Source organism: Inquilinus sp. OTU3971 (assembly GCF_038440215.1).
Genome location: NZ_JASATH010000001.1, coordinates 1 through 24,352, shown reverse-complemented (window position 1 = coordinate 24,352; position 24,352 = coordinate 1). Strand labels below are relative to the sequence as shown.

Here is a 24,352-nt window from a genome sequence, read left to right as displayed (position 1 = left end):
GCTTCGCTCGGCGGCCCACTGAACAGGAGACATCAATGGCTCCAGTCGGAAGAATTGCCGGGGAGATCGGACCGTTCCGGGATCCGTCCGTCAACGGAGACGATTCGAAGGACCTCTTCCGGCAGATGCTCGCCGAGGCTGCAGCACTCGTGAAAAAAGAGGCTGGTGGCATCGGCGTGCAGGTTGCTGACAGTATGCGCCCGCCGGTCTATGACGACCGACATCTCTACTATGGCTCCGGCGGGCCGCGCCCGGAGGATATCCGTCAGGACACACTCGGCGATTGCTACTTTGTAGCGGCACTGGCCAGCTTCGCGAAGCAGCAGCCTCAGCGCATCCAGGACGCCATTCGGTTCGACCCTCAGACAAAGAACTTCAAGGTCACGCTGCACGGCCCCCTCAATATTCCATTTGAGACCGAGGTCACGCAGCGGGAAATCAAGGAGAATATCGAGCGGCAGGGCGGCAGCGTGGCAGACAACTATATCGTAGGACCTATTTGGCCGGCTGTAATAGAAACCGCCCTGGCAAAGAGAGAAAACGACCCCTTCTTCTCCGCCATCTTGGCAGAGGCCGAGAATCGCAATCCCGACGGCAGCCTTGGTGCTGGCTTCCTTAGCATTCGGGGAGGCCTGTCCTCCGAGGCTATGGAAGTGATTTCCGGGCAGAGAGGAAGGGATTTGGCGATGAACGGGATAATGCCACCGCGGCCCGTGCTTCAGTCTGCAGAATCCGCGCTTTCACAAGGAATCCCTGTCACATTGAGCAGCGGAGATGGTTCACCCGGCACCGTCCCCCACCATGTCTACATGGTCGAAGCAGTGACCTTCGACGCCAATGGCGTGGGCACGGTCACTCTGCGTAACCCCTGGGGGCACAATCGAGGTGTTCCCGGCAGCGAGAATCCCGAAAGCGCGTTGATCACCGTGAAGGCAGACGATCTTGCGACGGCAGGCGCTTACTTCACCGTCGGACCGGGCACTTAGGCGGCAGGCCCGGTGCCAGGCCCATGGTCCTGGAACGAGAGCAGACCGAGGACAGCATCGCCGCCCGCGCCTGGCGCGTCGGGCAATTGAGGCACGGCGATGCGCTCTGACGCCGTATTTGTCCAGGCGTCAGGGGCCGCCATCGGCCGCCGTCGACCCATTCCTCGGCTTGAGGTCTGCCGATTTCCTTCTGCGGCACGACGAGCCGCATCGACTGAACATCCAGGTGGCACCACCGCTGGCAGGCTGTACGCTGCCGCCCGATCCGGTCGCCTGGCGTTCCGAGAATCGGCTGTAATACCAGCCTGCTGAATTCATGACCGATGAGCCCAGTCGCGGAGGCCGATGGACATGATCCTCCAAGGCCGGCCCGTGAGGGAGTTCCAGGCGAAGCAGCTGTGATCGAGGATATCCGGCGTAGGATTTGAAGACGCGGTTGGACAGCCAGTTGTCGCGGAGGAACTGCCAGACGTTCTCGGCGGCGTTGAGCCCGGGCGACCGAGCCAGGATCGGCAGCAGAATGATGTTGGCGGGCACGGCCAGCTTGTCGGTCATGTGCCAGCCGGCCTGGTCGAGCAGGACGACGGCGTGGGCTCCAGGGGCTACGGCCTGGGCGATCTCGGCGAGGCGCAGTCGCATCGCCCCGGCGATGCGGCGGGGCAGGACCAGGCCGGCGCCCTTGCCCTCCTTCGGGCAGATGGCGCCGAAGATGTGGGCCGAGCGGATGCGCTGGTCGTGCGGGGCTGCGGGACTGCTGCCGCGCCGGGCCCAGCGCCGGGTGATCTTGTCCTTCTGGCCGATCCGGGCTTCGTCCTGGAACCTCGAAGTGCCATGCCGCGAGTGGCCGAGGGGGTGCTGTCCGGGGCTCGGGAACCGTGGCACGGCGCCCCTTCATGCCACGTCATCCAGCGCCGTGCTCCAGCGCTCCGCCGCAGCCTCGACGAGAGCCGGGCTCTCGTCGAGGCTGTCGAGATAGACATATGTGCTGGCGATACAGGCTTGGCCCGTCAGGCGTGTTGTAGCTTCTGGAGCAAGTCGCCGATCATCCGTCTGTAGGCCGCCGATCCGGGGGGCGCCAGGCGGGCTGTCGTCGAGAACGGAGCCGATCTGTTTCCGGATGAGCATCGACAGCATATGGACGGCGAAGGTGCGCCGAAGGGCGTGCGGCGTAGCCGCAAGGTCGAGACCGGCTTTATCGCAGCGATCGCTTGCACGCCGGAAGATCACCGCCGGCGTCATGGAACGACCCGCTTCGTTCAGCCACAATGCAAGGGATTGGCCCACCGGGGAGACGAGGCGCTGGCGGTCCAGCGGCGACAGCATGACAGGCTCTCCGACTGGTGGGTGCGATCCCCAACTCGGGCCGTCGGCGACCATCAGGAGGCCGCGATGCTGTCCGGCGGCGATGGGTTCAAAGGCCTCCGACCATCAACCACAGGCGGCAGGCGCGGTCGAGCGCCGTGGCGAAATCGCGCGGGTGAACCTCGTTGCGGACGGCGGCGTGGGCAGATGTCGCGATCCTGTCCGGAGCTCGCCCCCCGCCCCGGGATCAGCCTCCGGTCCCAGCCGAATAGCCATCGGGCAGGACGAGGAGATCGCCTGCCATCAACGCGTCCGGATCCCGCCCCGGAAGACCGCGAGGCGGCACAGGCCGGACATTCCCCTCCAGCAGCGGATTCAGCCAGGGATTGAGGCGATACAGCGCCTCGACGATGTTGGGATTGTTCCCGGCGATCCCATAGACGCTGTCGCCCCTCCTGACGACATGGACGTTGAGGCCTTCGACCGGCGGGGCCGGTTCTGGCGGCTCGACCGGCTCGGGCTTCGGAGGAAGGACATCCATGTGGCGAGGCGCCGGCACGCCATGGGCATTGAGCCAGTTCCTCAGCCCGTCGACACTGCCGGGCCGGACACCAGGCACGACATGGGGCGAGGACGTCTCCACCAGCCCGAATTCCGGGACGAACGAATAGACATCCCGCTCATACATGCCGTCACTGATCTTGACCGGCGGCACGCCCAAGCCGCCATCGTAGCGCCAGCAGCTGTCGCCGTCCTGCAGGACCATGCCGGTGTCGGGATCTTCCCAGCGCCGCCGCTCGGCGCTGTAGCGGATCCGCGAATAGAGCTCGACGTTCACTCTCGACGGGTCGGCGGGAAGCCGCAGGAGAGCCGTCCCGGGCTGCGTGTCCGGCACGATCCTGCCGTTTTCCGAAGAGAACGCGCCGACCGCTGTCATGGTGGCATCGAGCTTGTCGGGCGGGATGATGTTGACATAGTCGACGAAGGTCTCCGGATCGCCGCCCAGCGCGTCATAGGCGAAGGCAAAGCCGGCCGCCTCCGCCCCCCCCGTCCACCAGCCGTGCTTCTTCAGGATCTCAGCCTGGGGCTCCATGATTCCGGCGCCCATCAGGAAGGTCTTCTCCAGGCCTTCGAGCTTGCCGATGCTCCGGTTCTGGTCGACCGCCCAGTTCACCATCGTGGTCGTCAGATAGCCGATATTGACCAGCCAGCCGATCGGATTGCTGCCGAGGATCGGCACCCGCCTCAGCGCAGCCTCGATGAGGTCGAGCCCCTTGCTCGTCGCCAGCGTGCCCAGCACGGACCGATAGACACCCTCGCGCAGGGTCGGCGATTCCAGGATCTTCTTGGCCAGCTCGCGCACCTGCAGGCGCAGCAGCACCGTGTCCATCGTCAGGTTCGTGCCGAAGGTCGCGGTCTTGACCGAGTCCTTGCCCGCAGTATAGGCAACGCCGCTGGCATCCCAGACCACGGCAATCGCCATCAGCCCGGCCAGCGCACCGATCAGCGGCTTGGTCGCCTCCACCACCGACCGCGTCATCTGGTCCCGCCGGCTGCCCGGCTCGACATAGATCCAAGGGGCCTTGGCATGCAGGGCGTCGCGCAGCCCCGGCACCTGGTCGAACATGTGCGGCCGCAGCCGCGCCATGGCCATGCCGGCTTCGGCAAGATGGAAGGCGGCGAAGCCTCCGACCAGGCCCAGCAGGATCGGCTCGCGCCATTGCTGGCTCCGATCGAATTTCACATTCTCGTAGAGATAGACGGTCAGCGCCGCCTGAAAGCCGCCGCCGACGCCCCAGATCGCGGCGCCGCCGAGCATCGGCAGATGCGCCACCCGGGTCGCCTCTACCGCCGGCATGTTCTCACCGCCCCTCACCCCCCGGACCACATAGGTCTCGGCCAGGAACTCGGTGAAGTCACCGGCCAGCTGGGCCCCGATGCCATATCTCTGGGGCAACGGCGCACCGGCCAGCTGCCAGTCGTCCCCGAGCTTCTTGCGCGCGGTCTGGGCGCCGATCCGTAGCGTGGCGGCATCGCTCAGAAAGATGGCGCTGGCCGTCTCGGACGTGTTCATCAGATCGATGCGTGCGCCGTCGATCCCCGCGTAGCCGCCAAGATCGCCCAGCTCGTCGCGGTAGAACTGAACCGCCTCGCTGGACCGCACCAGCTTGTAGCCCAAATCGTCCACCGCCCCGCGCTCCTTGCGCATCGCCTCGACGATATCGGGATTCGCTCTGTGCAGCGCCTCCATCCCCCCGCGCAGCTGCGCATCCGTCATCCGGGCGCCATAGCGGTCCGTCGGCACCAGGAACGGCGCCATAGCCTTGCTGAGGGCCTCGACCTCGGACCTGGCGTTCTCCTTCAGCCGGCCGAAGCCGAGCTCGATGCTGCCCATCAGCAGCTCCTGGAACCGGTCGCGATCGGCGGCGTCGAATCTCCGGTCCTCGGGCAGGTCCTGCTGCGTCAGCCCCCGGTTCTGCCGTGCGACCTCGAGCGCCAGGGTCACGTAGCCCGAGCCGACCGCGCGCTCGAAGCCGAAACGAACGATCTCGGCATTCGGGTTGCGCGCGATCTCCCGTCCCACGCCCTGGACCGCCGCCCTGATTTCGTCGGAGTCGTACCTTCCGCCGATCGGGTCGGACCCGGCGGCCACCGCGTCGACCACCGCCGACAGGTTCTCCGCCAGATCGACGCGGACGTCGACGGTCGGATAAAGACCCGTGCCCCGGCCGTCGACGCCGATCATCTCCTCCACGCCGCTGGCCTCGCGAAGGAGGTGTCCGATCGTCGGCAGCAGGCGGTTGACGGCGCGGGCCTTCATCTCGGGCGTGAACGCCGGATTCGACCGCGGCTCGATGAGCGCACGCAGCGTCTCCAGCGCCTTGCGCGTCCCCTCCCGCTCATGGATCCCGTCGACCTGGGCGACGATGCCGGTGATAAAGGCATCCTCGATCCTCGCGATCCGCGGGTCTTCCCGGACGAGGGCGCGCACCGTCGGATCCAGCGATTTCGGCTTCAGCTCGCCCAGCCGCTGTATCTGCCCGTCCGCCGGCGTGCGCTCGATCTCGCGCAGGATGCGCGCCGCCTCCACGGCGACCGTGGCCTCAGGTTCCTTGTAGCGGCCGGCGATCTGCTGCGCCACTTGGCCGGGCGGATCCGGCTCGTTGACCGTCGAGCCCGCCGCATCATAGGCATGGCCCAGCTCGGCCTCGACGGCCATCAGCAGCTCCCGGCGCCGGGCGTCGAGATCGTCGGAGGCGGCCTGCAGAGCCTGGTCCGGGACCGCCTTGCCATCCGCCCTCTCACCAAGCAGCCCGTCGAGCCGGCCTCCGGCGCGATTGACCGCATGCAGCGCCTCGCCGGTCGCCCGCTGCTCCCGACTCTCGGCCTTGACGGTCTCCAGCGCGGCTGTCACCGCCCGCTGTGCTTGCGGGTCGTCACGATAGCGATAGGCGATCTCGTGGGCCCTGGCCTCGGCCGCGGCGAGGTTGCCCTTGTCGGCGCCATAGGTCATCCGCAGCCGGGACGCGATCGCCTGCTCCGCCTTGGCGCTCTCCTGGTTCGCGATCGCCTGCTGCTCCGTGTAGAGGGTCCACGCGGTCGGGTCGCTCGCGGGCGGGCGCCCGGCGAAGGGCATCCGCAGACTGTCCGCCTGCTGTTGTGCCGCCCGGGCCGCCGCGATCGCGGCATCGAGCTCTGTCAGCGCCGCTTGCTTCTCTTGCTCCAGCTCGTCGGCAAAGGACAAGGTCTGCGGCTCGGCGGTCCAGGATGATGGCGAGCCGGGCCGAAGCTCGTCGACACGCAGGCCGAGGCTGATCATTCGTTTCCTCCTTTATTTATTTGCAGCATGCGGCGCGAGGGCCGCAGCATTTCTTGTTTGCACCTCAGCCATAAAATCTAAATCGAGTCAACCCGACATCAAAATATTGATGTAAACCGGATTCAATTCATTCTTGACAAACAAACAGATAAAATATCAATGAAAATGCGATATGACAATTTTTCAAAACACAATCCCACGAGAGAATATATGCTCTTGTTTCTCAATTTGCATAGATGCGCGAAATCCGGTCTTGTCCGGACCGATAGTCCAGGAATCTGCATCATGGAGAGCCGGTTCGGCATCGAGACTTGGCCCGCATCGCAGACCTGCCCGCGAAGGCCTGTCGGCTGCTTCCTGAGCGCAACGGAGGCCGAAACCGACGTCCGGCAGCGCGGGCAGTCGATGCGCTCAGCCGCCATCCGGCCCCCGCCGGAGCGCGCCGCTACGCATATCGCGGCGACATCCCCGCCCCGGGCGCGATACGTCTGCCGTTCGCCCCCCCCTTGGACCGGAGAATGGCCGTCGACACGCGAACGACGACGTCCGGCCCTACGGAAGAGCCGCCCCTCCCGGAGAATGGAAGGTGCATTCCCATGATCGCCGGATACTGCGGAAACCCAGAGTCGATAGCTTGGCTTCCGTGAGACGCACAAGCCTGTGCTTGCCAGAGAAAGGAAGCCCAATGTCCCGCCTCCACACGCCCGCCACGATCGCAGATGCGCCGGCGGCGTCGCAGCCGCTCCTCCAGGCGGTGAACGAACAGCTCGGCGTGGTGCCGAACTTGTTCCGTCTGGTGTCGAACAGCACGCCTGCCCTTGAGGGCTATCTCGGCTTGTTCGGCGCGCTGGCGAAGGGCAGGCTATCCCCCGCGACGCGCGAGCGCATCGCCCTGGCCGTCGCCGAGATCAACGGCTGCGACTACTGCCTGTCGGCGCACACCTACCTCGGCAGGAACCTCGCGAAGCTGGATGACACCGAGATCGCGGCGAACCGGAACGGAACGTCCAGCGACCCGAAGGCGGATGCGGCCGTGCGCTTCGCCGCGAAAATTGCGGCCGAGCGCGGCCATGTCGGCGAACACGACGTCGCCGCGGTGAAGGCTGCCGGCTATGACGAGGCCGAGATCATCGAGATCGTGCTCCACGTCGCGCTCAACACCTGGACCAACTATATCAACGAAGTCGCCAAGACCGAGATCGACTTCCCCGTGGTCAACGCCCGCAAGGCTGCGTGAGCAGGGTTGGCAGCCACCCGGGGGCGGACGGGATGCGCGAAGCGCCCGGTGGCCGGCCCGCAGCGGTCCCGCCTGCGGGGCAGGAGCCGGCCGACGCCCGATCGGCGATTGTCGGAGCGACGGCGCCTCCGCGGCCAAGGCGCAGGCGCCCTTTGGCCATCGGCGCGGGTGTCGGAGAGCTCTCGGAATGAAGGATAGCCGCCGTCGGTGACGGCGGCGCAGGGAGGATCCCGGGCCGTTCCCGACGTTCTGCGATCGGGAGCGGCCCGTCCTCGCCGGAATCGGCTTGGGGCGCGCGCGTACCTGTCATCGCCGGCTTCGCCGAAGAGGAACCTGGGATGCCGGGCGCGGTGTCGCGTCCAATCAGGCGATCCGGCGCTCGTCTCAAGGGCTGACCGGCGCAGCGAAGCCGGAGAGCCGCGCCTTGAGACGCGGCGTCGCAAAGTCGAGAAAGGCTCGAAGCTTGAGGGGTATCCGGCCGCCCCCCGAATACACGAGGCTGACCGGGACCGGAGGAGGCTCAAAGCCCTCGAGGATGAGTCGGAGGGCCCCGTTCCGCACGGCAGCCGCGACCTGGTATGACAGGACGCGGGCGATACCGATCCCGAGCGTTGCGGCGTCGACGGCGGGCTCGGCCGTGGTCGTCACGAGCCGCGAGCGAACCGGGACCAAGAGTGGCCTCTCACGGTCTCCGAAAACCCAGGTCGCAGGCGCGGCCAGGGTCTCGAAGGTGATACACTCGTGACGTGCCAGGTCCTGCGGCTCGAGCGGCACGCCACGAGCATCGAGATACGAGGGGCTGGCGCAGATCACACGGCGAATCTCCCCGACCCGCTTGGCCAGCAGGCTGCTGTCGGGCAATGCACTGATGCGCAGTGCGACGTCGACACGCTCTTCATGAAGATTGATCACGCGATCTGCGAGGACAAGGCGGACATTGACGTCCGGATGGGCCTGCAGGAACTCCGCGACGATCGGCAGCATATGGATCCGGCCGAATACGACCGGAGCGGTCACGACGAGATCTCCCTTGGGTGCGCTGTACTCACCCGAGGCGGCCCGCTCGGCCTCGCCAACCTCATCCAGGATCCGCTTACATGCGGCATAGTAGTCGCGACCGGCGTCGGTCAGCGACAGGCCTCGCGTCGCCCGGTTGAGCAGGCGCGTCTTGAGATGCGCCTCGAGGTCGGAGACCTTTCTGCTGACCGTCGCAAGCGGGACTCCCGACCGCCGTGCCGCAGCCGAGAGGCTTCCCTCATCGACCGCAGCCACAAACAGGGTCATCGCATCCAACCGATCCATGACACTTCCGGTCGGCGAGTGGCAGCCGGTCGATGCTACCCTCGCACCGGGTTGGAACGATACAGGCAGGAACGAAGATGGAATCGACCGAGAGACAAACCATCAGACGCCTGTACGCCGAGGAAGACCGAGCATGCAAAAACGGTCACCGACCTCTGCAACGCAGCCATCGCCCGTCGGATCCGGCACGGAGAGAACTGCTGACACCGTTACCACCAAGCCGAACCTCCCTGGCCAACGCCCCCGACCCTTCCCGGCGCCGCACGGCATTGCGGGCACAGATGCTAGATGGCCCGCCAATCTGATCGACGCCTATACAGGCTCAGTGCCGCTCCAAGTACCCAATTGCACTCGGGTCAACACCACGCGCCAGACCACTCGTCTTGGCAATTTGCCAAATATTTTCCCGATCAGCCGGGTCAGGGTAGCTGGTATTGAGAGTGCCAAATATTTCCTCGAGCACCGTCATTGGATCACCGCCGCTGCGCTTTACGGCATCGAAGTCAATGTCCAAGAGAACGGACCTAACGGCGCCGTTGATATGATCGGCCTTGGGCCGGTCGCTCTGTCTAAATTGAACACCGTAGTCCACCTGAAGCAGGGCATCCCGCCGTATCTTCCTTTCTTCGGCGGAAGGAGCGGCGTTCAGAAACGCCTCGGCATCGGGCCGGATCAGGCCAGCCACCTGCTCCTGAGTGGGCTCTCCTGCGCCGACGACGGGTGCAAGCGTGTTCTTAAGTCCCTCGCCCGCTTCGGCAGCGGTCAAGTATTTGGAAGTGGGCGATTGCGGCTGGGCCTCGTCGGCCGAAGCGCCGGACAGCAATTCGGGTGACAGGCCCTGCGGCAGGAGGAAGGCGTCGTACTCCTGCATCTTGTGGGGATCCGCGACCTGGCGGTTCAGCGCCTCGAGATCCGCAGCCTGAGATGGCGTGTAGCCGATGTCGACCGCGCCTTGCCACATGGAATCGTGTCTCTTCCCCGCTGCCGGATCCTCAAGGGCCTCCTCAAGCAGGCCGACATGGTTGCCTTCGGAGAACAAGGCGTCAGGGGTCGTGCCCCGGCTTTGAGCGAGCGCCGCAACCTTGCTCTGGACGAATTCTCGTTCCCCTGCATCAAGCTCCAACTTCTTGAGATGCCTCGCTCCGTCGGGCTGATAGACATCGCCCTTCCCATCGACCAGCAGCGCCATAGCCTTCTCCCAAGTTGCGGCGGGCATGAATACCGCGATCACGGACACACAAACGACGCGACAACATCCCGGACGTTGCCTCGCTCCCGCAAGGTCAGACGCAGCATTGAGTGGCCAAGGACCGGAGTTTTTTCCAATGAAAATAATCGAAACATGATACTATGAACATCGATATCGACTGTTCCTCCTACGCGCGCCCGCACAGATTGGCGCGTCGGACCGGCCAAGCCGGCTCGACGACTTCCAGGGAACCATCGCTCCACTATCCCTTGATCGGGAGCTGATCGTCGATCGACCGAGCCAAACGGTCTGCAGCGCGTTCCCGCCGCGGCCAGGATCGCGCCTGCCCGCCCAGGCGGGCGGGCGCTCCACCGCCATATCAGCCCGCCAGATTGAGGTTGTTGCGCATCCACTGGGCAAGGTCGGCCACGCTGGCCAACTCCGGAACCATGTCGAGCAGGCCCGGGGGGACCTGACCGAGATCCTTCCCCTCGAGTTCGAGGCGCCGGAGCAGCGCCTTCGTATCCTCCCGGAACGTGGCCTCCGGCCCGACCAGCCCCTGCTCCACCTTCATCGCCAGGGTGTCCGGCCGAGCCATCAGGTAGCCGCCATCCTCGTGCGGCACCCGGTGGGCGAGGCCGACGAACGCCCGGACCTTCTCGGGCGAGTTCGAGCCGACCAGCCGGGAGAGGAGCGTCGCCCCGTCCATGCTCAGCTCCTTGGCCAGAACCGGCAGCAGCGGACCGACGCCTTCGCCGTCCGCATTCCGATCCGCGAGAATGCCGGCGTATTCGTCGGGGACGCCCATTCCCTTCAGCCAGTCGCGCGAGACCGGCTCGTGTGTCGCCGCGGCCTTCGATCGCTCGACATTGGTCCAGATCCCGTCGCCGACCACGCCGACGGCGAGCCCGAACCAGCCGCCGAACCTGACGAACCTCAAGGCGCTCCGCGCCGGTGCCATCGCGCCCCAGCCGCCCGTAGCCGCGATCGTATTGAACGTGGCGTGGCCGTGATCGCCTTGGCCCCAGAGGTAGGCGGCATAGCTCGTGAGAATGGTGTTGCCCACGACGTCGATGCCGGTGGCGAGGCGCGCCCAGCCCTTGCGGCCGTCAACGGCGGCAAAATCCGTGAGGCGCGCCAGCCGGTTGTCGGCCGAGATCCGACCGGCCGCGATCTCCTGCTGGATGATGCCCCCTGCGGTCTTGAGGATTTCCGCACCGCCGGCCGGCACCCAATAGCCGTAGACGAAGGCGGCGTTCCACGCCTCTGATACCGAATCCAGAGACGCCTGCGGCATATACCGGAGCGATTGGTCGACATAGAGGAAGCTCTGCAGCATCCCGAGGCCCGCCCCCGGCGGGGTGGCAGGACTGACGCCCGCGCGTGGGGACAGTCCCTCCGGCAGCGCACCGGGCCGCGACACCCAGGACCTGAGCAACGACAGGACCTTCTCGCGACGCTCGGGGCTGGCTGTGTTGAGCCAGATGTTCTGCATTCGGCCGACCTGTTCCCGCGCCACCGGGTCGGCGAGCAGACGACCGGCAGCAATCGCACTGGTCGGGGAGACCGGAGCCTTCGCAAAAGCCTGGATCTCAGAGATCGCGGTGCGCTCGGTCCAGTTCCAGTTGGCCGGGGCGCCCAGCGCCTGCTCCGAAATCGACATCTGGCGGAGTTGGCTGGCATAGGCTGCGGCCGCCTTGGTGCTGATCCGCATCGCGAGATCCACCCGCGGCTCGCCGGCGATCGACCTCTGCACCGCCTCAAGGCGGTCGTGGCCGGCCCCCCCCTTGAGCGCGGGCAGGGCATCGCCCAGCGCGTTCTGGATCAGCGTCATGCGGTAACCGGCGTCGTCGACCTGGCCCAATCTCCCGGGATCCCGCGACAGGTATCTCACGATCTGCGACTCGACGGCGCCGTCGTTGCCCGGCCATTCGTGCAGCATCAGCGGCATATCGCCGAGCAGGCCGTCCACCCGGCCCCGCACCATCTCCTGGTAGTCCTCGAGGCCGCCCAAGGTGAGGCCGAGAAGGGTGCCCGCCTCCCAGTCCCGCTTTTCCTCCTGCAGGACTCCCGTCACCGCCAGCGCCAAGCCCACTCCGCGGCCCTCACGCGCCAGCATGCCGAAGGCGACCGGCAACTCCCCGGCCGGGGCGGCCTTGCCGTCGCTCCATTCGCCGCGATGGGCAGCGGCGACCGAGCGCGCGATCCGCTCGACCACGGGCCGGCCGACCGCAGCGTCCTCGCCGGCCCTGTCCGTCACCGCCGCGAGACTGGCGAGAAGCGGCGACCGGTCCGTGAGCATTCGCTCCTGGCCAATCTGGGCGATCGACCTGTCGATCGTCCCCGCCGCGCCCTCGAGGATCAGGGCCATGCGGTAGCCGCCCGTCGTCTCGGCGACCTGCGCCGCCTGCTGCAGGGCCCTGCTGCCGCCGCCCTCCTGGAATGCCCGGTCGATCGCTGCCATCTGGCGCCCGTAGAGCACCTCGTACGACGCGTCGGCCAAGGCCCTGCTGTAGCTCCCGTCGACAGGACCGTAGCTGACCAGCATGTCCAGCGCCGTGTCGATCGTGGCCTCCGGGTCCGAATTGCCGGCGATCAGGCCATCGAAGAGTCCGACCGCGGCCGTCCTGACCCCATCCCACGTCCCCGGGTTCGCCTGGGCCGCGGCAATGCTGGTGTGCAGCGGCCCGAAGGTCCGTTCCAGACTGCTTTCCAGGGTCACACGGCTCTCGTCGACGATCCGTGCGAACTCCGTGGTCTGAGGCCCCAGCCGCTTGAGGTCACTCGCCATCTGAACGAGCGTGGTGGCGACGGCGGCACCGTCATGCGCCATTCCCGTGACGCCGTCCGCAAGATACGCCGCGACCACGCCGCGCTGCCCATCGAGCGCCCGCTGGCCGGTCGACCTGTCATTCGCGTCCGCCCTCTCCGCCGGGTTCATGTCAAGGCCACGGGCCAGGCTCCGGGCGGCGATCCGCTGCTGTTCCAGCCCGTCGAGCCACTGGATGCGCTGCATGTTCCGATCGCTCAGCAGCAGGAGGGGACTGCCTGCGTGGATCCGGTCCGGATCGCGGATGCCGTTGAGGCGCTGCAGTTCCCCCACCGTCCGCCGAAACGACGGAGGAGCCGCTTTGCTGATCTCTGTCAGCGTGTCGCCCCGGACGAGGCGGTAGTCGATCCGGCCGCCCGGCGCCACGCGACCCGCCAGGCCGGGCAGCGGCATCCGGACGCCGGGAGTGGTGGCCCGGCGCTGCGGCGCCTCCAACTGCCACGCGACATCGAGGAACGACGAGTCGACGGCGTCCGAGGCATCCCGGGACGGGTCGGCGGCTCCGCTGGTAACGTCGAAAGTCCTGGGCATGATGTTTCCCTCGGCTCGTGCCCTCCCTGTCGTGCGGTGTCGTTATCTGAGAACTCTAAGGACAATATTGTGCGCCGCACAATCCCTGATCGGACAACACATCGCCCGGCCGAATGACGGTGCCGGAAGGATCAACAAATTTATCACAAATAATTCTGCATCAGCAACTTTCCAGCTCCACACCATGATCGGTTCCAGATCGCTCGAATGTACAATTTCGATACATCGATATCGGTTATCTAGTAATTTCACTATCGAATGGCATTTGGGCTCACGTAGAAGTCGGTTCGCCAGACGGAAGCCATCTGGTCAGACGGTACTCCACCGGCTCCACCCTTCGGATGGCCAGGCGAATGCCGGGCCAAAGACAGCTGGGACCCATCTGCAATCGAGCACGTGAAGGCCACCGTCGACGATTCGATAGCCTCGGCACTCCGGACCAGCACCGAGATGCGCGGACGTGTGAATGGAGAAAAGATCATGACGGCGCCCGATGTCGTCATCATCGGGGCTGGCCCCGCGGGCTGCACATGCGCGATCCGACTGCGTCAGAGGGGGCTCCGCGTCACGGTCCTGGAGCGGGAGGTCTTCCCGCGCTTCGCCATCGGCGAATCCCTGCTTCCAGCAGCCTGGGAGCTGTGGGAGAGGCTCGGCATCCGGCAGCGCATCGAAGAGGCCGGCTATCCGGAGAAGCGCGGCGCGCTGTTTCGCATCGAGGACACGGATGCGATCGAGGAGTTCCTGATCCGCACGGACGAGTTTCCGGAATACTTCGTCAATCCCTTCACGTTCCATGTGGACCGTGCCCATTTCGATCAGCTCCTGGTCGAAGCGGCAGCCGAGGCGGGCGTGGAGATACGGCAGGGATGCAAGGTCGAGGACGTCGTCTTCCGTGACGGCTATGCGGTGGGGGTTCGCTTCAAGGAGGGGGGCAGCGATCACGAACTCGCCGCCCGGGCCATCGTAGATGCCAGCGGACGTCGCACCCTCCTGGCCGGCCGATTGGGACGCCGCTATGCCAATCCCGAGTTGATGAAGGTCGCCTATTACACACATTTTGAAGGCGCCGGACGGCGCGCGATCGAAGACGGCTCGGTGGTCACGGACATCCACAGCACTGAGGGCGGGTGGATCTGGTACATTCCTTTGCGCAACGACATCGTCAGCGTCGGTGTCGTCCTTGATGCCGACTATGTCCGCGAGCAACGGGCGGGGCCGCAGATCCTGTTCGATCGCGCCATCACAAGGGACGATCTGATACGGCCCTGGATTGAGACCGCGCGCCCACGGATGCCGCTTCGGAAGATTCCATCCATTTCCTACCTGTCGGACAACTTCGTCGGAGACGGCTTCGTCATGATTGGCGATGCCGCGATGTTCATCGATCCGATCTTCTCCTCGGGCGTGATGCTCGCGATGCGCGGGGCCGACTACGCGGCCGAAGCCCTCGCCGACGGGCTCGAGCGGGGAGACGTCTCGGAAGCGGCCCTCAAGCCCTACGAGGAGCGGATACGAAGGCCGATCGAGAAGATGCATCGGATCATCGTCAACTGGTACCGGATCATGAAGAGCAAGGAGCGCCAGCACATCTTCCGAATCTCGCGCAGCGCCCCCCTTCTCCGCGAGCAGCTCGTCATTCTGCTGAGCGGCGGCTTCGATCGAGCGGATCTGGATGTGATCCTGACGGGAAGACCATAGAGCCGGCCCGACGACGGGCCCGCCGAGACGGACGCACTGCCATGGATTTCGCCTGGAGCGCCCAACAGGACGAGTTGTACGAGGCGGCGCTGCGTTTCGCACAGGCGCTCCCCCCGCTGCCGATCGAATGGGATCAGCAGACCTGGTGGCGACTGGGCCAATTCGGGTTGCTCAGGCTGTCGGTGCCGGCAGGCCGTTTCGGGATGGGGCTCGACGCACTGACGACGGCCCGGGTCATCGAGGCCTTCGGGAAGGCGGCGGATCCCGGCCTGGTCTTTTCGGCCTGCGCCCATCTCTTCATGGCGTCCATGACGATTGCAACTCACGCACCCGAAGCTGTTCGCCGCCGCGTCCTTCCGCGGCTCGGCTCGGGGGCGTGGGTCGGGGCCGGCGCAATCACCGAGGCGGACGCCGGCTCCGACATCTACGCATTGAAGACCGTTGCGGATCGCGTGGACGGTGGATATCGCCTCAACGGCTGCAAAACCCATGTGACCAACGGGCCCGTGGCCGACGCGGTCGTGGTCTATGCCTCGACGAATCCGTCGCACGGTCACCTCGGCATCTCAGCATTCCTCGTCGAGCGCGAGACGCCCGGGTTCACACGCGGCGCGCCGTATGAGAAGACCGCACTGGCAGGAGCGCCTGTCGGGCCGATCTTCCTGACCGACTGCCGCATTCCCGAAGAGAACCGGCTCGGCGCGGAAGGCGCCGGAGCCGCGATCTTCCAATCCGCGGTCCTTTGGGAGCGAGCCTGCCTCTTCGCGCTCTATATCGGTGCGATGGAGCGCGACCTCGAAAGCGCGCTCACCCACGCCCGTGACCGGCGGCAGTTCGGTCGTCCGCTCGGCCGCAATCAGGCGGTGTCCCATCGGCTCGTCGACATGAAGCTGCGCCTGGAGGCCGCACGGTGGTTGCTGTATCGAGCCTGCTGGCTGCTCGATCAGGGTGCCGATGCGACGATTCCCGTGTCGCTCGCCAAGATCGCGGTCAGCGAAGCGGCCCTCCAGTCCGGCCTCGATGCGATGCGGCTTCATGGCGGCAACAGCTTCGTGAATGATGCGGGCATCGCTCTCGGCCTCTTCGACGCCTTGCCGTCGGTGACCGTTTCCGGCACGAGCGACATTCAGCGCGAGATCATCGCGCGGCATCTCGGGCTGTGAGTGTCGCGGACATCCTGCGAAGCGCCGCCCTGCGGCGTCCTCGGAGAGAGGCCTTGGTGGCCCCTGACGGGACCGCCACGTTCGACGAGCTGGATCGCGCGGCCGATCGTGCCGCGCTGGCGCTGCGCGACCGCGGCGTGGCGGCAGGCGACCGGGTGGTCGTCTGGCTGCCGAAGTCGCGCATCGCGGTGGCCTTGCAGCAGGGCATCTTGCGCCTCGGCGCCGTCTACGTGCCGTGCGATCCGCTCAATCCGATCTCGCGGGTCGCGTCGATCGCCGGAAGCTGCGGGAGCCGCGCAGTGATCGGGCCCGCGTCGCTGGCGGGCGAGTTCGCCTCGGCGGAATTGCCGGACGGGTGCGTGCGTCTCCTGGCAGAAGGGATGGACCCGTTTCGCGATGGTGGCGCGACGCGGCCCCTTCCTCGTGTCATCGTGGAGGTCGAGGCACTGGCCTACATCCTCTTCACCTCGGGGTCGACAGGCAGGCCGAAAGGGGTGTGCATCAGCCATCGTGCCGCCATGGCATTCGTGGACTGGGCCGCCGGCATCCTCGCGGCGACCAGCGACGATCGCTTCGCCAATCATGCGCCGTTGCATTTCGATCTCTCGGTCCTCGACTTCTACGCGGCCTGGTCCTGCGGCGCCTGTGTCGTCATGGTCCAGGAGATGCTGGGGTACAGCCCGCAATCCCTGGTCCGGCTGATCGTCGAGCAGCGGATCACGATCTGGTATTCGGTGCCCTTCGCCTTGCAGCTCATGATCGATTCCGGCGGCCTTCTCGACGCGGGCACCCCCGCGCTGCGGGCGCTTCTCTTTGCCGGCGAGCCTTTCCCCATCCGTTACGTCCGCGCATTGAGAGCACGGTTTCCGACGCTTCGGCTTTGGAACCTCTACGGCCCGACGGAGACCAACGTCTGCGCGGCCTATGAAATCCTTGCGGTGGATGAACGACGCCACCGTCCGGTGCCGATCGGCAGCGCTGCGGCCGGCAATCGGATTTGGGCCGTCGACGAGAGGGGGCGAGAGACGCGCATCGGCGGGGTCGGCGAGCTCATGGTCGCCGGCCCCACGGTGATGTCCGGCTATTGGGGAGGCGAGCCGCAATTGAACCGCCCCTACGCCACAGGCGACCTCGTGCGCCGGCTGGCATCCGAACAGTACGAGTATGTCGGGCGCCGCGACGCTCAGGCCAAGATACGGGGCTATCGCATCGAGCCGGGGGAGATCGAGGCCGTTCTCCTTCGGCACGACCAGGTTGTCGAGGGCGCCGTCGTCGTCGTCAAAACATCCGATAGGGCATTCGTGACCGCATTCGTCGTGACGCGCGATCCCCGCCCGGGCGGGTTGGCGCTGAGGCGCCACTGCGCCAGCCTCCTCCCTTCCTACATGATCCCCGACCGCTTTCTGTTCGTCATCGCGATCCCGCGGAACCGGAACGGCAAGCGAGATATCGAGGCTCTCCGCCGATCCGCCAACGAGAGCATGCAACAGCCGTGATCGCCTGGAGATTGACACCGTGATGCGCGCCGAGATTGAGCGAGTCCTGCTCGAGCACATCGCTCGGGAGCATTTGGACGGCGATCTGTCGGAACTGGACGTCCAGACACCGCTTCTCGGATTGAAGATCCTGAACTCGCTGGCCGTGATCAAGCTCTTGGCCTTCGTCACTCGACAATTCGGCGTTGTCGTTCCCGCCGAGCAGATCACCGCAGCCAATCTGCAATCCATCGCCGCGATTGTGAACCTTGTCCTGATGCTCGGCGCCAAGCCAATGGCCAGGGGCTCGACTGAGACGACAGACCTGGAATAGTGGGAGCGACGCCTTGGAAGCCGTTGCCCGGACTGCCGATCCAGTCCAATCCGCGGTTGGAATGTCGGCGGAGCACCTGACGCTGGCGTTGCTTTATCAGCTGATCGCCATTCTGATCGTAACGCGGATCGTCGGCTGGATCGGCCGGCGCTTTCTCGGACAAACGGCCGTGGCCGGCGAGATTCTGGCGGGCCTCGCTCTCGGCCCCAGTGTCCTCGGAGCACTGTTTCCCGACGTCTCGGGTCGTTTGTTCGTCCCGGAGACATCGACGATCTTCGTCGGCTTCGCCCAGATCGGCCTCATCCTCCTGATGTTCCAGATCGGACTGGAGTTCCAGTTCCGCACCCAGCTCGGGACCGAGCGCCGTGCGATCCTCGCCATCAGCCTTTCCGGGATCCTGGTGCCCTTTGGCCTCGGGTTCCTGACAGCGCCTTGGTTCTGGGGCCAGATGACGCCGCCGCGCCCGGATCTGGCGGCCTTTCGGCTCTTCTTCGCCACCGCCATGTCCATCACGGCAATCCCGATCCTTGGACGCATCTTCATGGAGCTGGGCTTGTCCCACACCCGTACCGCGGCGATGACCATCGGCGCCGCCGCAATCGACGATATCTGCGGCTGGATTCTCCTCGGCGTGGTCTCGACGACAGTCGCGGCGCGTTTCGACGCCACGACGTTCGCCCTGAAGATCGCGGGCCTGGTGGCCTTCCTCGGACTTGTATTCCATGTCGTCCGCCCCTTGCTTCGCCGCTATCTGCGGCATGAAGCGAGCCGGCCGTCCGCGTCGTCGATGTCATCCATGGCGATCCTGCTGATCGTCCTTCTCGCATCGGCGTCGATCACCAGCAATCTCGGCGTCTTCGCGATCATCGGCGCCTTTCTGATCGGCGTCGCTCTCCATGAGGAGCGCTCATTCGTCTCACAGTGGCATGAGCGGGCCGGAGTCCTGGTGAATGCCTTCTTCCTGCCTCTCTTCTTCACCTATACCGGCCTCAGGACCGACATCGGATCATTGAGCTCTCCCGCCGCATGGGGAACCTGCGCGTTGGTGTGCCTCGTGGCATTTGCCGGAAAGTTCGGCGGCGCGTATCTCGCCAGCAGGGCCGTCGGCGAGCGTCCGCGCGAAGCCGCGGCGATCGGCGTCGCCATGAACACACGCGCACTCATGGAGTTGATCGCGCTCAACATCGGATACGACCTCGGCGTTCTGCCCAGGCAGATGTTCACGATGCTCGTGATCATGGCGCTTGCCAGCACATTCATCGCGACGCCCCTGATCCGACACCTCATGAGCCGCGAGCGGCTGACCGCTTCGCCCTAGGTGAAATCGGCACGATCGACGCATGGCCGAAGAGACCGCCGCCGCCGAAGTGGCATGGGCTATCGAGCTTGAAAAAGAACAGCTCTCCTGGCTGCAGGGCCCGAAACTGCGACCGACCGCCGGATTGCCAGAAGCTAACCTCGTCGGCGCCCCCACGGACAGAAACTCGAACCCGCCGAGATCCGCCCCCCACATGGATCTTGATCGATCCAGAGTTCATGTGAACGCGTCGCTTCGCTCAACGACGATGGCCTTCACGCGCTCTTCAACCAATCGGGTGTTCTCGCGATCGCGCGCGAAGCCCGGAAGCGAAAGCACTGTCACGGCCTCGCGCATGGCCGCCGCAACACTGGTCATCGCCTCCTCTGCGCGAGCAAGCGGCAGTTCGATTGTACGGGCGAGCGTCAGGAAATCTCCCGGCGTGAGACGGTCGTCCTTCCCATTCAGCTTCAACGCCATCCGATCCCCGGCGAGACCAGGAAAAACGCGTGTGGTCACCGAGTCATAGAGCGGCGCGAACCGGACGCTTTCGAACCGCCGTGCGCCAAGTGCAGCGGTCTTAAGGAGCGCAAGGTTCTTCAGGTGCATGTCGCCGTCGGCAATCAGCCAGGCGAACAGGGCTCGTCGAAACAAGATATCGAGATCTTCGGCGGGGTCAGTGGAAAGCGGCCGCAGCCCTCTGGCCATCCGTTCGATCGTTCCGTCGTATTTGGCCGAAGCCGGCAGATCGAGGACCGAGCAGAAGTCTTCGAGCGCAAGACGACGATGGTCTTCCGGCCCGCGCCGGATGTCGAACCGCTCAACGACTAGCGCGGGCGTCATGCCGTCGGGCATGCCAACGAGCGCCGCGTCAGGCACGGTGAACCGGGCCGCCCGACCAAGCTCCAGACAGAACCATTCGACGACCGGCAATGCCTCGAACCCGGCGGTCCCGGCCGGCTTCAGGATGTGAGTGAATGGCTCTTCTATCGCCGGGAGCAGCGTGCCCTCATTGGTGAGGCACATCGGCGCCTTGATCTGGACGCCTGAGAGTCGCGGCGTGTCCGCGCGATCGAAGAGTTGCGCCAGGTTTTCCTCGAAGGTCTGCTCCAGGTCGCCTCTTGAGGGGCCAGCATAGCGGCCGGTGAACCTTCCCTGTTCAGCGAATGCTTCAAGCGGCGCTTGGAGCACGTCGGCCGGCAAGACGTCGAGCTCATCCTGGCTTTCAACGACGGCGATATTGGACATGAACCGCTTGCCGCGGCGAAGCGCCTCCCGATCGTCGCGATCGTGGAGAACCTGGGCGAGCCAGCCCTCGGGCAGGAGCGACTCCACAAACGCGGGAAGCTTGCCCGGCGTGGTCTGACGAATGAGTGGAGGGCCGACATGGGAGGCGGACTTCCAGCGCCACTCAAAGCCGTCGTGAGTGAGGCGACCGAGCGGCTTGCTGTGCCAGGCGACAATGCGGTCAAGCGCGGCCCTGTTGACGGGCGGCTTGCCGGCGACCGGGCGGGCTATCAAATAGCGTTCGGCGGCTTCGCCTTCTCGATACCAGCCGTTCTCGCGCGCCAGCACCCAGAGCGCGTCGGCCGTAGCCTGCGATGACCCATATTCCTCGATCAGTCGCACGGCCATCTCGGCGCGTAATGGGTCGGTGATCGCGCTCGCGTGCTCGCTGCGCAGACGGAAGGCTTCAAGGAAGCGCTGACGCGGCGATGACACTTCGATTCGGAACTCGCCCTGGTCGTCCCCCACGATCGCAGGCGCAGTCGAGGGATGCGGCGGCGCCTCGTTCTGAATGATTTCGAGGTTGCGAAGCCGCGTTCGTTGATTGCGTCGACCACTGATGAACAGGCGGCCGTCGGGCGTCGGCCCGAGCAGCGCGGCCGAAGCAGATGACAGGTAAGCGTTCGGATAGAGGTAGTGTGCGATCCGAACGGCGTGCGCCAAGACGACCGCATCAACGTCCGAGTCTGCTGTGACATAGACGCCGCGGACAAGCTGGATCAGCTCTCCGGTCGCCGCTTGGGCGTGGGCGCGCCGTCGATCAACCGTTTCTCCAACCAGAACTATGGACACGGACGATCTCGCATCTCAGATGCGTGAAAGTCCCAAGAATCGGCTCGCCTGTCAAGGACAATCGCGCATCTCAGGTGCGCGAAAGTCAACTCCGTCAAGCTCAGGCGGCCCGCCGAGCCCGGAACGCGGCTGCTCGCGCGCTCCGCTCGTGAAGATAAAGGCGGTACCAAGCGAGCAAACCATCCGCGTCGATCGCCTCCGCCAGCCATTTATCCGTCTCGGCCAAGGCCTGCTCGTAGGTAAGGCAGCCCGTGCCGTCGCCTGTGAGTTGACTTGCCAACCGGTCCTCGATCTCCTGCCGCGCCGACTCGGGAAGAACTGCGCGTGCTTCAACGTAAAGGAGGCGAAGCCCGAACCACCGCAGCTCATCTTCGAAGCACTGCACATTGGCGAAGCGATCCGACCGGGAGGCTTTATGGAAGGGCGCCATGCGCATGTCGTCATTCGGCCCCGGAAAGCCGTTGTAGATGCGCTCCTCGATATGCGGGGATAGCGAAGAAGGCTCGCGCGACGCGACATGGTTCAAGATGAACCGATCACGCAGAGCCGCATCGCCTTCACCCGGCGAGCCCATTTTCAATATCGTCGATCGAGCCACCGCTGAGCATGTGAGCGGGTGCATCGAAGAGCGCGGCCAGGGGTCGGCGCAGCGCTGATCCTCAAGCGTCGAACAGGTGAAGGTTTCTCGGCCAAACGGGATTGCATCTCGATGTCGTTCATCGTCGCGAGTCCAAAAGCATCACGAGTTCAACAAAGTCGGACCACCGAACCGTCCCTCCATCGTTCGGGGACGATCATCGGTGATCGAGCCTCAAGCGCCGCTGGGGAAGATTCAATCGGCACTTCCGGGGAGGATCACTCCGGCATCAACAGCAGGTCGCGGTCGATGCCAAGCCCCACCTGATCGTGGCCCATGAGGTGACCAATATCGGCAACGACCGCACCCAGCTCTCGAAGATGGCGGGTCGGGCGCGAAAGGCGACAGGGCACAAAGCGCTGACCGTCATTGTCGATCGCGACACCTTCAAGTACAAGGAAATCCTGGCCTGCGACCAGGCCGGCATGACGCCGCTCGTGCCCAAGCCGCTCACCTCAGGCGCCAAGGCCGAAGGGCGGTTCGGCAAGCAGGACTTCGTCTATATCCCCGTGGAGGACGCCTATCGCCGCCCGGCCGGGGAGCGGCTGACCCGGCGGCTCGACAATGTCGAGAACGGGCTGACCTGGCGCGGGTATTGGGCCAGCACCCGCTCCACCTGTCCGATCAAGCCGCGATGCACAATCGGCCAGGAGCGCCGCCTCTAAAGCTGGGAGCATGAGGCCGTCATCGATGCCATGCAGCAGCGGCTGGACCGGACGCCGGGTGCCATGCGCGTCCGCGGGCAGACGGCGGAGCAAACCTTCGGCAACCTCAAGGCCTGGATGGGAGCGCCCCACTTCCTAACCCGAAGGCGTCTCAACCGCAAGATCTCAGTTTATCAATATCGGCCATCGATGAATTTCATTGTCAAAGAACAATCAACATCACGTAGAAGCTGATCAAGCGGACGCGATTGTTGTTTTCGCCTTTTGGGGACGCAGCACGATTTCCGCCTCGACGGCGGGCATACTCTTCGGAGCGAGACGGCGGTAAGCTTCCATCCGGTCAGGATGACTTCGACGAGTCGTTACGCCTTCTCCGTCGATCTTCAAGGAGGCCCCGAATCCATGATCGAGCGCACACGTACACTTGGGGCGATCGCTCGTTACGACGCCCTCGACGCTCCGGAGAGCAGCACCGAAACGCACTGGCAAGCGGCCGCCGCCGCGGCGAGAGCTGATGCCGACGTTCCGCCGTCGCCAAGCGACCTCGGCCTTGACAGGGCTGGGTCCGACAACGCCCCCTACATGCCTGTGGAGACGGCCGCAAGCCTACTGACTTTACTCAACCAAAGAGTTTCCTTGCTTGGATACACAGACGCCCCCCCAAGCTCAGTGGAGTCCACTCAGGCTCGCTCCGACTATCTGCGCCCCTACATCAGTGCGTACTTTGACCGTATCAAGCAAGCAAAGCCAGACGATCTCTACGACGCCGTAATGTCCATGCTTCGTCAGGAGTATGAATCCGACGTCGGCAGGATTGGTATAGGAACACTAGATCTGGACAATGAACCGGAGCTTTACTCCATAGGAACGGAAGCGGTTCATCGAGAAGTGATTTCCACTTTTCTGGAGCTGACCCCGGCGGATGAGCGGTCCGGTGCGGTCAACAAGCTGCTGCAAGACGATTATTCGCAGACATTTTCGTCACGGAAGAGTGGACGCCCCGATCCCAAAGACGCAGCAATTGACGCGACCATCGCACAGGTCGCTATGGAAAAGGACATACCTTTTGACCCCATCCGTCAGGATCCCGGGCTCGTCCGTCGTGAACCCGGCCATGAAGAAGATTTCAGATCTGCGCTCCCATATCAGCGAATCTCCAGATCCTTTCGTGATGCCATAGCGGGCGGGGCGACAACCGCCGACGAGTTCCGCACGAAGATAAAACCGGCTGTCGAGGCTTGGCTTTTCGCAGTGCCGGCTTCCCACCGCCGGGACTTTATCACGCACAGCCTGGCGCAATTCGAATCGCAACTCCGGGACACAGCCCCCCTCCTTGGGAAGGCGGCACTTCACCAGATTGTCTCGAGTTATATCAATCAGGTACCTCCCGAAAGCCGCACATCGGAGGTCGATTATCTATTGCAGCAGTGGCCGGGCAACAACGAGAGGGACGTCAAGATCGATCAGATTATCGCCGATGTGGCGTCCGAGATGAACATCGCATTCGATCCGTCGAAACAGAACAGGCTACCGAATTTGCCTAGCCTACAGCCGAAGTGATGTCGTTGAGCTTGGCGGGGCTCTCTGCGCTTGCCAAGCTCAAAACGGCAGGCCTTTGACGTGGTCCGCGATGAAGGAACCTCGCCAAGCGGGCCTTTTGAGCCACATTCACTGTCTCGATAGCTCCGCGCGACGGCAGTTGCACTCGGTGCACAAGGATATCGACCTCGTAACAACCCACTTCACCGCCTCAATTTGCGGCGCGAAGTCGAGGCGGCCAAATGCGGAGCCGTCTTGGACCGGCGAG

Annotated in this window: 16 protein-coding genes and 1 pseudogene; 9 read left to right on the top strand and 8 right to left on the bottom strand. The window is 64.9% G+C overall.

Going from position 1 to position 24,352, the window contains the following annotated elements; translation table 11 throughout:
- Window positions 1-35: 35 nt before the first annotated feature.
- On the top strand, window positions 36-986 hold the full coding sequence (locus AAHM41_RS00085; protein WP_342234453.1) for a C2 family cysteine protease: 951 nt from the start codon (window positions 36-38) through the stop codon (window positions 984-986).
- Between the two features lie 314 nt (window positions 987-1,300).
- Here AAHM41_RS00085 and AAHM41_RS00080 read toward each other — a convergent pair.
- From AAHM41_RS00080 to AAHM41_RS00070, 3 genes and pseudogenes are all read right to left on the bottom strand, one after another.
- Window positions 1,301-1,805, bottom strand: a pseudogene (locus tag AAHM41_RS00080) (transposase); the annotation flags it as partial.
- 72 nt (window positions 1,806-1,877) lie between these two features.
- Complete coding sequence (locus AAHM41_RS00075; protein ID WP_342234452.1) at window positions 1,878-2,309, bottom strand: hypothetical protein; 432 nt, start codon at window positions 2,307-2,309, stop codon at window positions 1,878-1,880.
- A gap of 226 nt (window positions 2,310-2,535) precedes the next feature.
- Window positions 2,536-6,108 (bottom strand): hypothetical protein, encoded by a 3,573-nt coding sequence (locus AAHM41_RS00070; protein WP_342234451.1) that lies wholly within the window; start codon window positions 6,106-6,108, stop codon window positions 2,536-2,538.
- A 685-nt stretch (window positions 6,109-6,793) separates the two neighbouring features.
- On the opposite strand from AAHM41_RS00070, the gene AAHM41_RS00065 reads away from it, so the two are divergent.
- Window positions 6,794-7,345, top strand: a complete 552-nt coding sequence (locus AAHM41_RS00065; protein WP_342234450.1) for a carboxymuconolactone decarboxylase family protein — start codon at window positions 6,794-6,796, stop codon at window positions 7,343-7,345.
- Window positions 7,346-7,729: 384 nt separating this feature from the next.
- Here AAHM41_RS00065 and AAHM41_RS00060 read toward each other — a convergent pair whose 3' ends face one another.
- From AAHM41_RS00060 to AAHM41_RS00050, 3 genes are all read right to left on the bottom strand, one after another.
- Window positions 7,730-8,647, bottom strand: coding sequence for a LysR family transcriptional regulator (locus AAHM41_RS00060; protein ID WP_342234449.1), 918 nt, complete (start codon window positions 8,645-8,647; stop codon window positions 7,730-7,732).
- A 322-nt stretch (window positions 8,648-8,969) separates the two neighbouring features.
- A complete protein-coding gene (locus AAHM41_RS00055; protein ID WP_342234448.1) occupies window positions 8,970-9,836 on the bottom strand; it encodes a hypothetical protein in 867 nt (288 codons plus the stop codon).
- Between the two features lie 379 nt (window positions 9,837-10,215).
- A complete protein-coding gene (locus tag AAHM41_RS00050; protein ID WP_342234447.1) occupies window positions 10,216-13,197 on the bottom strand; it encodes a LysM peptidoglycan-binding domain-containing protein in 2,982 nt (993 codons plus the stop codon).
- Window positions 13,198-13,677: 480 nt separating this feature from the next.
- Here AAHM41_RS00050 and AAHM41_RS00045 point away from each other — a divergent pair, with 480 nt between their 5' ends.
- Genes AAHM41_RS00045 through AAHM41_RS00025 form a run of 5 tightly spaced genes read left to right on the top strand, consistent with a single transcriptional unit; the run spans window position 13,678 to window position 19,185 of the window.
- Window positions 13,678-14,895: an NAD(P)/FAD-dependent oxidoreductase gene (locus AAHM41_RS00045; RefSeq protein WP_342234446.1), complete on the top strand. Its 1,218-nt coding sequence runs from the start codon at window positions 13,678-13,680 to the stop codon at window positions 14,893-14,895.
- 41 nt (window positions 14,896-14,936) lie between these two features.
- Window positions 14,937-16,058, top strand: a complete 1,122-nt coding sequence (locus AAHM41_RS00040) for an acyl-CoA dehydrogenase family protein (protein ID WP_342234445.1) — start codon at window positions 14,937-14,939, stop codon at window positions 16,056-16,058.
- Entirely contained in the window at window positions 16,055-17,554 is a 1,500-nt protein-coding gene (locus AAHM41_RS00035; protein WP_342234444.1) for an amino acid adenylation domain-containing protein, read from the top strand. Before AAHM41_RS00040 ends, AAHM41_RS00035 begins: the two co-directional genes overlap by 4 nt.
- Window positions 17,555-17,576: 22 nt before the next feature.
- Window positions 17,577-17,867 carry an acyl carrier protein gene (locus AAHM41_RS00030; RefSeq protein ID WP_342234537.1) on the top strand — a complete coding sequence of 97 codons (291 nt, stop codon included), beginning with the start codon at window positions 17,577-17,579 and terminating at the stop codon, window positions 17,865-17,867.
- Between the two features lie 13 nt (window positions 17,868-17,880).
- Window positions 17,881-19,185: a cation:proton antiporter gene (locus AAHM41_RS00025; protein WP_342234443.1), complete on the top strand. Its 1,305-nt coding sequence runs from the start codon at window positions 17,881-17,883 to the stop codon at window positions 19,183-19,185.
- A gap of 216 nt (window positions 19,186-19,401) precedes the next feature.
- Here AAHM41_RS00025 and AAHM41_RS00020 read toward each other — a convergent pair whose 3' ends face one another.
- Together AAHM41_RS00020 and AAHM41_RS00015 are read right to left on the bottom strand one after the other, a co-directional pair.
- Complete coding sequence (locus tag AAHM41_RS00020; protein WP_342234442.1) at window positions 19,402-21,243, bottom strand: HipA domain-containing protein; 1,842 nt, start codon at window positions 21,241-21,243, stop codon at window positions 19,402-19,404.
- A gap of 100 nt (window positions 21,244-21,343) precedes the next feature.
- A complete protein-coding gene (locus AAHM41_RS00015; RefSeq protein WP_342234441.1) occupies window positions 21,344-21,817 on the bottom strand; it encodes a hypothetical protein in 474 nt (157 codons plus the stop codon).
- Between the two features lie 332 nt (window positions 21,818-22,149).
- Here AAHM41_RS00015 and AAHM41_RS00010 point away from each other — a divergent pair, with 332 nt between their 5' ends.
- Both AAHM41_RS00010 and AAHM41_RS00005 read left to right on the top strand, forming a co-directional pair.
- Complete coding sequence (locus AAHM41_RS00010) at window positions 22,150-22,545, top strand: hypothetical protein (RefSeq protein WP_446719416.1); 396 nt, start codon at window positions 22,150-22,152, stop codon at window positions 22,543-22,545.
- Window positions 22,546-22,947: 402 nt separating this feature from the next.
- Window positions 22,948-24,105 (top strand): hypothetical protein, encoded by a 1,158-nt coding sequence (locus AAHM41_RS00005; RefSeq protein ID WP_342234440.1) that lies wholly within the window; start codon window positions 22,948-22,950, stop codon window positions 24,103-24,105.
- Window positions 24,106-24,352: the final 247 nt, after the last annotated feature.